This is a genomic window from Enterococcus sp. H57 (assembly GCF_003112495.1).
Classification (GTDB): domain Bacteria; phylum Bacillota; class Bacilli; order Lactobacillales; family Enterococcaceae; genus Enterococcus_B; species Enterococcus_B faecium.
The window spans coordinates 1-15013 of the sequence record NZ_BEHC01000035.1 but is presented as its reverse complement, the minus strand read 5'-3'; the positions used below and the strand labels follow the sequence as shown (position 1 = coordinate 15013).

Annotated in this window: 11 protein-coding genes; all 11 read left to right on the top strand. The window is 40.1% G+C overall.

Translation table 11 applies throughout. The features are described 5' to 3' along the window. Window positions 1-5: 5 nt before the first annotated feature. The 11 genes from mfd (at window position 6) to lysS (ending at window position 14452) form a co-directional block, all read left to right on the top strand. Window positions 6-3527 carry a transcription-repair coupling factor gene (gene mfd / locus DIZ30_RS07760; protein WP_002287403.1) on the top strand — a complete coding sequence of 1174 codons (3522 nt, stop codon included), beginning with the start codon at window positions 6-8 and terminating at the stop codon, window positions 3525-3527. 14 nt (window positions 3528-3541) lie between these two features. Continuing rightward, on the top strand, window positions 3542-5137 hold the full coding sequence (locus DIZ30_RS07755) for a polysaccharide biosynthesis protein (RefSeq protein WP_002298177.1): 1596 nt from the start codon (window positions 3542-3544) through the stop codon (window positions 5135-5137). Window positions 5138-5147: 10 nt separating this feature from the next. Continuing rightward, a complete protein-coding gene (locus tag DIZ30_RS07750) occupies window positions 5148-5417 on the top strand; it encodes an RNA-binding S4 domain-containing protein (RefSeq protein WP_002287407.1) in 270 nt (89 codons plus the stop codon). A 66-nt stretch (window positions 5418-5483) separates the two neighbouring features. Then, the gene (locus DIZ30_RS07745; RefSeq protein WP_002287409.1) at window positions 5484-5909 is read left to right on the top strand and encodes a septum formation initiator family protein; all 426 of its coding nucleotides are present in this window, start codon (window positions 5484-5486) and stop codon (window positions 5907-5909) included. 45 nt (window positions 5910-5954) lie between these two features. Next, window positions 5955-6425 carry a S1 domain-containing RNA-binding protein gene (locus DIZ30_RS07740; RefSeq protein ID WP_002287412.1) on the top strand — a complete coding sequence of 157 codons (471 nt, stop codon included), beginning with the start codon at window positions 5955-5957 and terminating at the stop codon, window positions 6423-6425. A 119-nt stretch (window positions 6426-6544) separates the two neighbouring features. After that, entirely contained in the window at window positions 6545-7990 is a 1446-nt protein-coding gene (tilS, locus tag DIZ30_RS07735; protein WP_109023174.1) for a tRNA lysidine(34) synthetase TilS, read from the top strand. After that, window positions 7990-8535, top strand: a complete 546-nt coding sequence (gene hpt, locus DIZ30_RS07730) for a hypoxanthine phosphoribosyltransferase (RefSeq protein WP_002287415.1) — start codon at window positions 7990-7992, stop codon at window positions 8533-8535. Before tilS ends, hpt begins: the two co-directional genes overlap by 1 nt. Before the next feature lie 89 nt (window positions 8536-8624). Next, a complete protein-coding gene (gene ftsH / locus DIZ30_RS07725; protein WP_002287418.1) occupies window positions 8625-10736 on the top strand; it encodes an ATP-dependent zinc metalloprotease FtsH in 2112 nt (703 codons plus the stop codon). A 216-nt stretch (window positions 10737-10952) separates the two neighbouring features. Then, window positions 10953-11840 (top strand): Hsp33 family molecular chaperone HslO, encoded by an 888-nt coding sequence (gene hslO / locus DIZ30_RS07720; RefSeq protein WP_002298174.1) that lies wholly within the window; start codon window positions 10953-10955, stop codon window positions 11838-11840. Beyond that, a complete protein-coding gene (dusB, locus tag DIZ30_RS07715; RefSeq protein ID WP_002298173.1) occupies window positions 11841-12836 on the top strand; it encodes a tRNA dihydrouridine synthase DusB in 996 nt (331 codons plus the stop codon). 119 nt (window positions 12837-12955) lie between these two features. Continuing rightward, on the top strand, window positions 12956-14452 hold the full coding sequence (gene lysS, locus DIZ30_RS07710) for a lysine--tRNA ligase (protein ID WP_002296055.1): 1497 nt from the start codon (window positions 12956-12958) through the stop codon (window positions 14450-14452). The last annotated feature ends 561 nt before the right edge of the window (window positions 14453-15013 follow it).

Genomic DNA, 15013 nt, shown 5'->3' with positions numbered 1-15013 from the left:
AAGGAATGGATATTATTCAATTAGTCGGAAAAGATCCGCAAGTAAAAGAATGGGTCAGCAATTTAGAAGAAAAAATGCCTAGACAACTAATCACAGGATTAGCGGGCTCAGCGAAAACACTTCTATTTGCTCGAGCGTTTAAGAAAACAAATAAAAACATGATTATTCTGATGCCAAATTTGTATTATGCGAATCAGTTAGCAGAAGATCTGCAACATGTGATTCCGCAAGATCAGATCCATTTATTTCCAGTGGATGAAGTGCTTTCTGCTGAAATGGCCTTTTCTTCTCCAGAAGCGCGAGGCGAGAGAGTCGCAACGCTTAACGCACTTCAAGAAAAAAAAGCAGGTATCTATTTGTTGCCAGTCGCATCTTTGCACAAGCGACTGCCGAATAAGAAAACTTGGCTACAGGCGCAATTGAATTGGCATATTGGTGATGAGATAGACGTGGAAAATCTTCCTCGCCAATTGACTTTGATGGGCTATGTACGAGAAGAGATGGTCGCAAAACCGGGAGAATTCAGTATTCGAGGAAGCATTATCGATATTTACCCGTTAACGACAACCTATCCTGTTCGTGTAGAACTATTTGATGTAGAGATAGATTCTATGCGGTATTTTGAAGCAGAAACACAACGCTCAATCGAAAAAACGGAAGAAATCTGGGTTTCCCCAACGAGTGAACAAGTCTACGGACCAGAGGATCTAGAACATGGAATAGAGCAAATGCAAAAAATGCTAGAAAAACGGCTTGCTGCGACCACAGAAGAAGCAGACCGCGAGTTTTTGCAAGATTACTTCGGTCAGCTGACTTCAAGCTGGCAAGCAGGTGTCCCGACAGAAGAAGCAAAATTCTACTCAGATCTTCTTTACCAAGAATCTGTGACGATCTTGGATTATTTCCCTTCAAATAGTTTACTAGTCGTTGATGATTATCAGCGAATCATGGAAACAAATCGGGAAATTGAAAGGGAAGCGGCAGAATGGCAGACTCAAAAAATCAGCGAATTGCGGGTGTTTTCTGAGCAGACATTTTCAGCAGATATACAAAAAATCGTGCAGAAGGAAAAGTTCACCACAACCTTTTTCTCGCTCTTTCAAAAAGGAATGGGAAATCTTCGCTTCCAAGCAATCCATAATTTTCAATATCGGACGATGCAACAGTTCTTCGGACAAATGCCATTGCTGAAAACAGAAATGGACCGTTGGCGCAAGCAAAAGCAAACTGTTGTGATTTTTATTCCGACAAAGGACAGGATACGCAAAGCAGAACAAATGCTTCGAGATGAAGACATATTAGTAGTAGAAACAGAAAAAAATGCATTGATCAGAGGACAAGTGCAATTAGTTGAAGGAGCTTTGCAAGCTGGTTTTGAACTTCCTCAAGAAAAAATAGTAGCTATCACAGAAAAAGAAATTTTTCAAAAAACAACAAAAAAACAAACGAGACGTCAAACAGTAACAAACGCAGAGCGATTGAAAAGCTATAATGAATTAAAAGCAGGAGATTACGTTGTCCATGCCAATCATGGTATCGGGAAATACATCGGGATGGAAACGCTAGAAGTAGATGGCGTTCACCAAGACTATATGACTATTTTGTACCAAAACGACGATAAACTGTTTATTCCTGTTACTCAACTGAACCTGATCCAAAAATATGTCGCCTCTGAAGCCAAAGCGCCTCGCATCAATAAGCTAGGCGGAAGTGAATGGACGAAAACCAAGCGAAAAGTCTCTTCAAAAATCGAGGATATCGCTGACGATCTAATCAAATTATATGCCGCAAGAGAGTCAGAAAAAGGATATGCTTTTGGACCTGATGACGCCTACCAAAAAGAATTCGAAAATGCCTTCCCCTACTCTGAAACTGATGACCAGTTGAGAAGTGCAGCGGAGATCAAACGGGATATGGAAAAAGAAAAACCAATGGATCGACTACTCGTAGGTGATGTTGGTTATGGGAAAACAGAAGTAGCGCTTCGAGCGGCCTTTAAAGCGATAAAGGAAAGCAAACAAGTAGCCTTTTTAGTTCCAACAACGATCTTGGCACAGCAGCACTATGAAACGATGCTGGAAAGATTTGAAGGTTTCCCTGTAAATATCGGGCTATTAAGTCGTTTCAGAACAAGAAAGCAACAAAAAGAAACCATCGAACAACTGCGTACAGGTCAAGTTGATATTGTTGTAGGAACCCATCGAATCTTGTCAAAAGATATTGAATTTAGCGATTTGGGTCTACTGATCATTGACGAAGAACAACGTTTTGGTGTAAAACATAAGGAACGATTGAAACAGTTACGTGCACAAGTGGATGTTTTGACTCTGACTGCAACACCGATTCCGAGAACTTTGCACATGTCGATGTTAGGCGTGCGGGATCTTTCAGTAATCGAAACACCGCCTGCGAATCGTTATCCGATCCAAACATATGTTATGGAAAAAAATCCTGGGGCTATTCGCGAAGCAATCCATCGAGAAATGGGACGAGGTGGGCAAGTATTCTATTTATATAATCGGGTAGAAACGATCGAACAAAAAGTAGAAGAAATCCAAGAACTCGTTCCGGAAGCACGGATCGGTTATGCTCATGGGCAAATGACAGAGGCGCAATTAGAAAATACGCTTTTTGAATTTATTGAAGGTCAGTATGATGTTCTTGTCACTACAACCATCATTGAAACAGGAGTAGATATCCCGAACGCAAATACGTTGTTCGTTGAGAACGCTGATTATATGGGATTATCCACGTTATACCAATTGCGAGGGCGGGTAGGAAGAAGCAGCCGTGTCGCATATGCTTACTTTATGTATGAGCAGCAGAAGATCCTTAACGAAGTCAGTGAAAAACGTCTTCAGGCAATCAAAGATTTTACAGAACTGGGATCTGGATTCAAGATTGCGATGCGGGATCTTTCCATTCGCGGTGCAGGTAATCTCTTAGGTGCTCAGCAGCATGGATTTATTGATGCAGTCGGTTTCGATATGTATTCTCAAATGCTAAGCGAAGCTGTTTCTCGTAAACAAGGAAAGAATAGTCAAGTGGAGAAGACCACTGTTGAGATCGACCTCGGTGTCGATGCGTATCTACCTGAAACATACGTGGCAGATCAACGGCAGAAAATCGAGATCTATAAACGAATTCGTGAACTTGATTCGCAAGAAATGCTAGATGAACTAGAAGATGATCTGCTCGACCGTTTTGGAGAATATCCAGAAGAAGTAGCACATCTCTTGACAATTGGGCAGATCAAAATGGATGGCGATCGAGCGCTCCTAGAAACGATAAGGAAACAGGAGGCGCATATAGTCTTTACTCTAAGTAAAGTTGGAACAAAACGCTATAGTGTGGAACAGTTATTCGAAGCACTGACAGCGACAAAACTAAAAGCCAGTCTAGGCGTTGAAAAAGAACAGATGGTGATACGCTTGACGATCCCCAACCAAATGGAAGAAGCAGTATGGCTTCAGGAAATCCAAAAGTTTGTCAAAGCGTTGCGTGAGCAAAAATATCTGTCAGCGTAGGAAGGAGCAATGATTTGGATCATAAAGAAATGCGGCGCGTCATGCAAGGAGCATTTGTATTGACGATTGCTTCTTTCATAGCAAAAGTATTAAGTGCCCTTTACCGAATTCCCCTCCAAAACTTAGTCGGCGACGAAGGTTTTTATGTTTATCAGCAAGTTTATCCAATTTATGGGATAGCAATGACTTTAGCTTTATCCGGTCTTCCGCAGTTCATATCAAAGTACGTTGCAGAAAGAAAGAATCCTTTCGAGCGAAAGCAAGCTTTGCAAAATCTTTATCCCTTAGTATTTTGGACAGGTGTCTTTTTGTGGTTGTTTGTCTTTGCATTTAGCAGCTGGATTGCTTGGATGATGGGAGACATACAATTGAAACCGCTGATCCAAGTAGTTTCCTTTACCTTTTTGCTGATGCCTGGTCTATCTTTTTATCGAGGGAATTTCCAAGGAAGATTCTTGATGGAACCAACTGCTGTTTCTCAAGTAGTTGAGCAGTTCGTTCGTGTTTTTGTGATTGTCTGTAGTGCGTTTGCTTTTAGAAAGCTTGGATGGACGGTGTACCAAACAGGGACGGCAGCAATGAGTGGAGCTGTTTTTGGCGGTTTATGCGCATATGGGATCCTTCACTACTATGAACAAAAGATTCATGGAGGAGCGTTAAGCTTCCGACGGTTTCCATTGTTCAAACAGCCGTCAAAGCCCTTGATCCGGCGTTTTCTGGTAGAAGGCGGACTGGTTTCGATTTATAGTGGATTGCTTATCTTTTTCCAGCTGATCGACTCTTTCTTTGTAAAAAATGCTTTGGAAGTTTACGGACTGTCAGAATACGGTGCGAAGATAGCAAAAGGGGTCTATGATCGAGGTCAGCCTTTAGTACAATTAGGTTTAGTGATTGCCACTGCATTAAGTGCGACATTCCTGCCTGCGTTGACTCGTCATTTGACCAACCGGATCTATCGTCAGTTTTTACAGACAGCCAAAATCTATCTTAGATTGACGACCGCTTTAGCATTAGCTGCGTCTTTGGGATTAGCCTTGCTGCTCCCTTATATCAATTATGCGTTGTTTAAAGATTATGCGGGAAATGCAGCGCTTGTATTGTTTGTTTTTTCCATTGCTTTCACTGCAGTCATCCAAGCTTATCAAAGTATTGCTCAAAGCAAGAACTCGTTTCGCCCTTCTTTAAAAGGCGCAGGATGGGGACTATTGGTAAAAGGATTGACTACTTCTTTTCTGACCGGTTTATTAGGAACAGCAGGTGCAAGCCTGTCTACCCTTTTAGGATTAGGTGTGACGCTTTGGTATTTTGTTCGAATTGAAACAAAAGAGCTAAATGCTTTTTGGAAAGAACGGCATTTTGGACGGAAGTTGATGATCAGCCTTCTTTGTATGGCAGTAGTACTGCTGCTGTATTATGGTGTATTGAATATAGTGTTTGGTCCTGTAACTCATCGTTCCACTGCTTTTTTTGTCAGCGTGATAGGAGTTGGGATCGGGGCTTCTGTGTTCATTTATACAGTGATCCGTCTTCGTCTGTTTACAGTACGAGAATGGCTAATGTTGCCTTTTGGTAAGAAGATCCTGCGATTAAATAAAAAAATTAAAAAGTGAGGAATAAGATATGCGATTAGATAAATTTTTAAAAATTTCCCGAATCATCAAAAGACGATCAGTAGCAAAAGAAGTAGCTGATAAAGGAAGAATTCAAATCAACGGTAAATTGGCGAAATCTTCCAGTGATGTCAAAGTAGGCGATATTTTGAAAGTCCAGTTTGGCAACAAAACGTTGGAAGTGAAAATTACGGAATTACATGAATCAACCAAAAAAGAAGATGCACAAAAAATGTACGAAATTATTTCTGAAAATCGCACAGAAACACTAGAGAAATAGATTAGACAAGCTTTCACGATATTGGTATAATGAAAAAGACAATCAAAAAGATTGGAGCGAATCCAAGTGACGAAAAAAAGCAATAAAATCGCTGCGCTAGATACGGAATATGCAAAGAAAAAGTATGCTGAATTTCAGCAACAACAACGTCAACTGATTTTTCGAAGACGCAGACTGGCTGCAATTTTTGTTGGTGCTTTGGTCATTTTCGCGATAATAGGTGTGCAGATTTTCCATGACATGCAAAGGATGCATCAATTGAACGAATTGAGAGTCGAAGCAAATACTGAAATGAAAGAAGTCAACGCAGACGTTGATCAGCTGCACCAAGATGTTTCATTGCTGAAAGATGATGAGTATGTAGCTAAACTTGCCAGAAGCAAATTCTTTTACTCAAAAGACGGTGAAAAAGTTTATCCTATATTAGAATCAAATACAGACAGCTCGACAAATGAAACAGATCAATCAACTAGTTCTACAACTGCAAAATAAGCAGGAATATAAAAAAGGGAAATAATTAGGAGGAACATTTTTTTTATGTCAATCGAGGTAGGAGCAAAACTGCAAGGAAAAGTATCAGGAATCACAAATTTTGGTGCGTTTATTGATCTAGGTGCTGGAAAAACGGGTCTAGTTCATATTAGCGAAGTGTCAAATGGCTATGTAAAAGACATCCATGATGTTTTAAGTGTAGGAGATGAAGTAACAGTCAAAGTTATTTCAGTAAATGATGATGGAAAAATCGGACTATCTATCCGGAAAGCGCAGGAACAACCTGCTGAATCTGGAGAAGAAAGCCGTCCTAAAAAATATCAACAAAAAGATCCCCGTGACAACCGAAATCGTCCAGCACAGAAAAAATCTTTTTCTCGCAGTCAACCTTCAGCTCAAAAAGAAGACTTCGATTCATTGATGAGTTCATTTTTGAAAGATAGCGATGACCGCTTATCTTCATTGAAGCGAAACACAGAAGGAAAGCGCGGTGGCCGTGGCGGACGCCGCAGCTAAAAAGCCGCAAATAATGATAGTGCGACTATTTGGGTCATAGTATCAACAGAGGGCAGGTTAATTGTCGTTTTAGACGTTTTCCCGCTCTCTTTTTTTTAGGAAGAAAGGGTGTGGAAAGGATGAACGTTGAAAAAGGCGGGAAAAAAGCACCGCTATTACAGCAGTCATTTATTCGGCACGGGAATGAACAAGGATTCTGGCAACAAGGATCGAGAATTTTAGCAGCGGTATCAGGTGGTGTTGATTCGATGGTTTTGCTCCATTTACTTTTACAAGTGCAACGCCAAATCGGTTTTTCTTTAGGTATCGTCCACATCAATCACCAATTAAGAGAAGAATCAGCAGAAGAAGCTGCCTATCTTCGCTCATATTGTGAAGAGAAGAATCTCCCTTTATATGTAAGTATTTGGGAAGATCCAGCCAAATCCGCCATAGAAACAGAAGCTCGTAACTTTCGTTATCAAGAATTCACTCGCGTGATGGAAGAAGGACAATATGACACGTTGATGACTGCTCATCACGGAGATGATCAAATCGAGACGGTGTTAATGAAAATCGTTCGTGGGGGACAGTTAAATACTTTTTCTGGAATCAAAGAAGTACAACCATTTGCTACGGGCAGACTGGTTCGTCCGTTGCTGAGTTTTAGCAAAGAAGACCTATATACTTATGCAGCGGAATCGCAGCTTGTTTACTTTGAGGATCAGACAAACCAATTGTTAGATGTCCAGAGAAATCGGCTTCGTCATTTGGTAGTTCCTCAATTGAAACAAGAAAATACACAGGCGTTGAGACATTTCCAGCAATTTTCGCAACAGATCCAATGGGCAGACCAAGTCATTCAAAAATATATGGGACAGTTGATCGAAAAGGAAGTCGAACAGTGGGAGGAACAATTTCGATTTTCTGCAGAAATGATCGAAGAAATGACAGATGCTGAACGATACTATTTTTTTTACTCCTTTTTCGACAGAGCATTCTCAAAAACAGGGATTATTTTGAAAGAACAACAAATGGAGTCGATTTTAGAACAGTGGCAACAGAAAAAAAGCCAATGGCAACTCAGTATTGGCAATAAGTGGATACTGAAAAGAGAGTATCATTTTGTTGTACTCGCTAAAAAAGAAAAACAAGCAACTAGCCAGACAGAAGACCAGCGCTTGTTGCTGATTCCAGAACAAGGAATATATTTGAATGAAACAGAATGGATTGGTCTGGTCAAACCTGAAAATGCAGGGGACATCAAAGCAACAGATTCATGGTCTCTATTTTCTCATGACATTTGGATTCCTGCTGATGTGCAACTGTATGTCGAAAAAAGAAAAGCAGGAGACCGCATTAAATTAACAGAGAATCTCACAAAAAAAGTATCTAGATATTTTATCGATCAGAAAGTACCTAATTCACAAAGGCAGCATGCTTGGATCATTACAGATGCCAAAAGAAATATATATAGCTTGATACCTTTTGCCTTTTCATATTTGAGTATTCGTGAAGAAACTGATAAAATACACTACATACTTCTTTACAAATATCAAAAAGAAGCAATTGGAAGGAGAACCTGATGTTGGAAAAGGATATTGAGAGAATTTTGATCTCACAAGAAGAGATACAAGTTCGTTGCAAAGAACTAGGCAAAGAGTTAACAGAAATTTACCAAAACACCAATCCCCTAGTAGTAGGTGTCTTAAAAGGAGCGGTACCATTCATGGCAGATATCGTTCGTTCTATCGATACGTATTTGGAATTGGATTTCATGGATGTTTCAAGCTACGGGAATGCAACAGTCTCGTCAGGGGAAGTAAAAATCGTCAAAGACTTAGATACGAATGTAGAAGGTCGCGATCTGTTGATCGTTGAAGATATCATTGACAGCGGAAGAACACTTGCTTATTTAGTGGATCTTTTCAAATACCGCAAAGCAAAATCAGTCAAAATTGTTACACTACTTGACAAACCTGAAGGAAGAGTAGTAAATATCGAAGCAGATTATGTTGGCTTCAACGTACCAAATGAATTTGTGGTCGGTTATGGCTTGGATTATGCAGAAGCATATCGTAACCTTCCGTACATCGGTGTATTGAAACCTAGTGTTTATCAATCAAATTAATGCTGTATCTCAATTAAATTATGGTACAATAGAATGGTCAGGATTGATAAAAAACTGTTAAATTAAATTGACGCTTAGGGAGGGCAACTATGAACAAAAAGAACAACGGCATGATGAAAAATGCCTTGTATTATGTCCTCGTAATCTTAGCGATGGTAATGGTCGTTTATTTTATTTTTGGTAATAACGGCCAGCGATCGTCAGATATCGAGTACTCAAAATTCACAGAACAACTACAAGCAGGCAAGATCAAAGAATTTGAAGTGCAGCCTGCAAATGGTGTATATAAGATCACTGGTGAATACAAAGAACAGCAGACCGTCGCTAACAGCGGTGGGTTAGCTATCTTAGGTTCAACAGATACGACTACTACCCATTTCACAACAATCATTTTGCCAAATGATACAACATTGAGCCAAGTAACAGAACTGGCAAAAGAAAACAAAGTTGCTACAACAGTAAAAGAAGAATCAAGTAGCGGTATATGGGTTTCCCTATTGCTTAGCTTCTTGCCAATCGTAATCATCATCTTTTTCTTTTACATGATGATGGGACAACAAGGCGGCGGCGGTGGCGGTGGCGGCCGTGTCATGAACTTTGGTAAATCAAAAGCCAAAGAAGCAGACAAAAAAGCTAATCGCGTACGTTTTTCTGATGTAGCGGGTGCGGAAGAAGAAAAACAAGAACTAGTTGAAGTTGTTGAATTTCTGAAAGATCCTCGCCGATTTGTTGAATTAGGTGCCCGTATCCCGGCAGGTGTACTTTTAGAAGGACCTCCAGGAACAGGTAAAACCTTATTAGCAAAAGCTGTTGCCGGAGAAGCTGGAGTACCGTTTTACTCGATCTCGGGTTCTGATTTCGTAGAAATGTTTGTCGGTGTTGGAGCAAGTCGTGTTCGTGATTTGTTTGAAACAGCGAAGAAAAACGCACCAGCTATCATTTTCATTGATGAAATTGATGCGGTAGGTCGTCAACGTGGTGCCGGTATGGGCGGCGGACATGATGAACGCGAACAAACATTGAACCAATTGCTTGTAGAAATGGATGGCTTCGACGGAAATGAAGGAGTAATCGTCATTGCTGCAACCAACCGTTCTGATGTACTAGACCCAGCGTTACTACGTCCAGGCCGTTTTGACCGCCAGATTTTAGTTGGACGTCCAGATGTAAAAGGTCGTGAAGCAATCTTGCGAGTCCATGCACGGAATAAACCGATGGCAGATGACGTTGACTTGAAAGTTGTGGCTCAACAGACACCAGGTTTTGCCGGAGCAGATTTAGAAAATGTCTTGAATGAAGCAGCGTTAGTAGCTGCTAGAAGAAATAAAAAGAAAATCGATGCTTCTGATATCGATGAAGCGGAAGATCGCGTGATTGCAGGTCCAGCTAAAAAAGATCGCGTAATCAGCAAAAAAGAACGCGAAATGGTTGCTTATCACGAAGCTGGTCATACGATTGTCGGATTAGTATTGAGTCGCGCTCGGGTCGTCCACAAAGTAACGATCATCCCTCGCGGACGCGCCGGCGGATATATGATCGCTTTACCAAAAGAAGATCAGTTCTTGATGACGAAAGAAGATATGTTTGAACAAATCGTAGGCTTACTTGGTGGACGTACAGCTGAAGAAATCATCTTCAATGTCCAATCAACTGGTGCTTCCAATGACTTTGAGCAAGCGACAGCTCTAGCACGAAGCATGGTAACAGAATATGGAATGAGTGATCGTTTAGGTCCTGTTCAATATGAAGGAAACCATCAAGTGTTTGTTGGCCGCGACTATGGTCAAACAAAAGCTTACTCTGAACAAGTCGCTTTCGAGATTGATCAAGAAGTACGAAAAATCTTGATGGAAGCTCATGATAAAGCTCGAGAAATCATCGAAGCTCATCGTGCACAGCATAAACTGATTGCTGAAAAACTTTTGGAATTCGAAACATTGGATGCCAAAGCAATCAAGTCATTGTTTGAACACGGTGTGATGCCTGAAGGTACTGAGTCAAATGATTATCCAAGCGAAAAAGAAGCGAAAACTTTTGAAGAAGCAAAACGTGCTTTGGAAGAAAAAGACGCTGAAAAACAAGCGGAAGAAAAACGTGATTTTGAAGAAGCAAAACATGAACTGAATGAGGAAAATAAAGCAGAACATGATTCAGATTCTCAACAATCAGAAGATAATCATTCAGACGATCAATACAAATAAAAAAATATAGGTCAATTGATCTGATTTGACTCCCGAAAACCGGAACAAAAACCGGTTTTCGGGAGATTTCTTTATTTAAGTTGTAAATAGGATGATGTCCTGTTTTCTAGATGATTCTGAATTATTTTTAAAAGAAGCATTCCAAAGTTGAAAAAAGCAGTAGTTGCTAGTATGATTCACTATGAGTTTAAAAACGGAAAAAGGAGTACATAACAAATGAAAGATTATTTGGTTAAGGCACTTGCTCACGACGGATTCGTCCGAGCATACGCCGTTCAAGCAACAAATACCGTAGCGGAGGCACAAAGACGTCATGATACTTGGCACACCTCCTCAGCTGCTTTGGGACGGACATTGGTCGGTAGTCTGCTACTTGGTGCGACGCTCAAAGGAGAAGACAAACTAACTGTTCGAATCCAAGGCGATGGTCCAGCAACAGGAATTGTAGTAGATGCAAATGGAAAGGGAGATGTGAAAGGTTACATCAAAAATCCGCATCTCAGTCTTCCTCTAAATAGTGAAGGTAAAATCGATGTGCGGGGAGCAGTTGGAACACAAGGAATGTTTACTGTCACAAAAGACTTAGGATTAAAAGAACCTTTTTCTGGGCAAACGCCGATTGTTTCTGGAGAAATCGCTGAAGATTTTACTTACTATCTTGCTATCTCAGAACAAATCCCTTCAGCTGTTGGACTGAGTGTATTGGTCAATACTGACGACAGCATCAAGACGGCGGGAGGATTCATGATCCAAATCATGCCAGGTGCCGATGAAGAAACAATCAGCAAGATCGAAGAACAATTAAAAACGACACCAAGAATCTCTACCCTCTTAGATGAAGGACAGACACCAGAAGAAATATTGAAAGGATTGCTTGGTACAGAAGAATTGAACATTTTGGAAAAAATGCCTGTTCAATTCAAATGTGACTGTTCAAAAGAAAAATTTGCAGAAGCAATTATCGCGTTAGGTGCAGAAGAAATCCAAGCAATGATAGACGAAGATCACGGTGCAGAAGCGGTTTGTTCTTTCTGTAATAACAAATACAAGTATAGTGAAGAAGAATTAGCTGGATTGAAGAAAGAAGCCTTAGGAGGGATTTAAGTGGAACACACATGGAAAATCGGCAATGTGGAAATCCCTAATCGTGTCGTTGTTGCACCGATGGCTGGAATAACAAATTCAGCATTTCGAGTCACTGTCAAAGAATTTGGTGCAGGCTTAGTCGTATGTGAAATGATCAGTGACCAAGGTATTCATTTCAGAAACAAAAAAACTTTAGAGATGCTCCACATTGAAGAAACAGAACATCCATTAAGTTTACAGATATTTGGCGGAAATAAAGATAGTCTAGTTGAAGCTGCTCAATTTGTCGAAGAAAACACAGCTGCCGATATAATAGATATCAATATGGGCTGTCCAGTAAATAAAGTAATCAAAGCAGAAGCAGGAGCAAAATGGCTTTTAGATCCTGAGAAAGTATACGAAATGGTCCAAGCTGTTTCTTCAGCAGTAGATATCCCAGTAACAGTCAAGATGCGTATTGGTTGGGATGAAGAGCACGTCTTTGCTGTAGAAAATGCATTAGCAGCACAATCAGCTGGAGCAAGTGCCATCGCTATGCATGGACGTACACGGGTTCAGATGTATGAAGGAAAAGCGGACTGGGAAGTATTGAAAGAAGTGAAAAAACATTTGACGATCCCATTTATGGGGAACGGGGATGTCAAAACGCCAGAAGATGCAAAACGGATGCTTGACTATGTCGGTGCAGACGGTGTGATGATTGGTCGTGCAGCGCTGGGCAATCCATGGATGATTCACCGCACACAGCATTATCTCGAAACAGGAGAACTGATTCCTGAACCAACACCAGCCGAAAAAATTGCTACAGCTAAACTTCATTTACAACGCTTAGCAGATCTCAAAGGAGAAAAAGTAGCTTGTAGAGAATTCAGAACACATGCGGCTTATTATTTAAAAGGGATTCCTCGAGCAGCGAAAGTGAAAGTAGCAATCAATCAGACAGAAAAACAGCAGGAAATCAATGACCTGCTGGATCAATTTGTAGAAAAAGCGGAAAAAGTACTATTGAAATAAACGTTGTGATTTCTAAGTTTTTCGTGAATTTTCAAGCCGAAATTCCAAGTTCGGCTTGCTTTTTTTGTGTTTCATTGGCATTATAGGAAAGAGATTAACATGAGAATGGAGGAACTTTTGTGACACAGGAACAACAACATCAAGTAGAAGATTTAAATGATCAAATGCTTGTACGTCGTCAAAAAATGGAACAATTGCGTGAAGATGGAATCGATCCATTTGGAAAACGATTTGAACGCACGCACAACTCAGAAGAATTGCATGAACTATTTGATCCAAGAACAAAAGAAGAACTAGCAGAAATGGGATTGACCGCTAGTGTAGCTGGTCGTATGATGACTCGCCGAGGAAAAGGGAAAGCTGGATTTGCGCATCTACAAGATCGTGAAGGCCAAATTCAAATTTATGTAAGAAAAGACCAAGTAGGTGATGAGGCCTATGAAGTATTCAAACATGCAGACCTTGGAGATTTCTTTGGTGTAACTGGACAAATCATGAAAACAGACACAGGCGAAGTTTCTATCAAAGCTTCAGAAATCACGATTTTGTCAAAAGCACTTCGTCCACTGCCAGATAAATACCATGGCTTAACGAATATTGAACAACGCTACAGACAACGCTACTTGGATTTAATCAGTAATCGCGAAAGCTTTGACCGATTTATGAAACGAAGCCAAATTATCAGCGAAATCCGTCGCTATTTAGATGGCAATGGCTATATTGAAGTAGAAACACCAGTATTGCACAATGAGGCAGGTGGAGCTGCCGCACGCCCATTTATCACGCATCATAATGCACTGGACATTGATTTATATTTGCGTATTGCGCTAGAACTTCATTTAAAACGACTAATTGTTGGCGGAATGGAAAAAGTTTATGAAATCGGCCGCGTTTTCCGTAATGAAGGAATTGATACTACACATAATCCAGAATTTACGATGTTAGAAGCATACACAGCATATACTGATTTCAATGATGTAATGAATCTGACAGAAGGTATTATCCGTAACGCAGCTGAAAAAGTACTAGGAACAGCAAAAATCACATATGATGGACAAGCTGTCGACTTAGAAAGTGACTTTAAACGCATCCATATGGTAGATGCAATCAAAGAACAAACTGGTGTAGACTTCTGGCAAGAAATGACATTGGAAGAAGCATTAGCTTTAGCCGAAAAACACAATGTAGAAGTAACCGAAGCTATGGGTGTCGGACATGTTATCAATGAATTCTTTGAAACATTTGTTGAAGAAACATTGACACAACCGACGTTTGTATACGGACATCCAGTCGAAGTTTCGCCTTTAGCGAAGAAAAATCCAGAAGATCCTCGATTCACAGATCGATTCGAACTATTCATCGTGGGGCGCGAATTTGCTAATGCCTTTACAGAACTGAACGATCCAATTGATCAAAGAGAAAGATTCGAAGCGCAAGAAAAAGAACGTGAACTAGGAAATGACGAAGCTCACGGTGTAGACGAAGACTTCTTGGAAGCCTTAGAATACGGTATGCCGCCAACTGGTGGTCTAGGCATCGGGATCGACAGATTAGTAATGTTGCTAACTGATGCACAATCAATTCGGGATGTTTTGCTATTCCCAACAATGAGATAATCGAATAAAAGCTGTCTAAGGAATTCCTTAGGCAGCTTTTGCTGTGTAGAAAGGAATAAATAATAACGAAAGTTCAAAAGCTAATGCCGACTATTCTAGACATTAAAGAAGACGAAAACGAACGATAAAGAAAGAAAAGTTATGAATAATCGTTTATTGAAAAAAACTTGAAAAAATACAAAAAATTCGTTGACCAAGCTAAATTTAGTTGGTATATTATTACTTGTCCAAAAGACAGAAGAAAATATTTATTCAAAAACATAACAAAAAAGTTATTGACATGTTACTAACGACATGATAAGATAACTGAGTCATTAAAAAAGAACCACTTGCGAAGCTTGATTCTATCGAAAAAAACTTCAAAAAAGTTCTTGACAAATAACAAACGATAAGTTATGATAAATGAGTTGCTGAAAGATTTCGAAAAACGAAATCGAAAAAACTTTTAAAAAAGAGTTGACAATCGTTTGTCTCTCTGATATGATATAAAAGTTGCTACGGCAGCCAAAAATGAATCGGGAAACACTCTCGATGAAGTAGACCTTTGAAAACTGAACAAAG

Bases quoted from the DNA above. Each gene is read 5' to 3' on its own strand.
- mfd (WP_002287403.1), top strand. From the start codon at position 6: ATGGATATTATTCAATTAGTCGGAAAAGATCCGCAAGTAAAAGAATGG.
- tilS (WP_109023174.1), top strand. From the start codon at position 6,545: ATGAACGTTGAAAAAGGCGGGAAAAAAGCACCGCTATTACAGCAGTCA.
- DIZ30_RS07750 (WP_002287407.1), top strand. From the start codon at position 5,148: ATGCGATTAGATAAATTTTTAAAAATTTCCCGAATCATCAAAAGACGA.
- hslO (WP_002298174.1), top strand. From the start codon at position 10,953: ATGAAAGATTATTTGGTTAAGGCACTTGCTCACGACGGATTCGTCCGA.
- DIZ30_RS07740 (WP_002287412.1), top strand. From the start codon at position 5,955: ATGTCAATCGAGGTAGGAGCAAAACTGCAAGGAAAAGTATCAGGAATC.
- hpt (WP_002287415.1), top strand. From the start codon at position 7,990: ATGTTGGAAAAGGATATTGAGAGAATTTTGATCTCACAAGAAGAGATA.
- ftsH (WP_002287418.1), top strand. From the start codon at position 8,625: ATGAACAAAAAGAACAACGGCATGATGAAAAATGCCTTGTATTATGTC.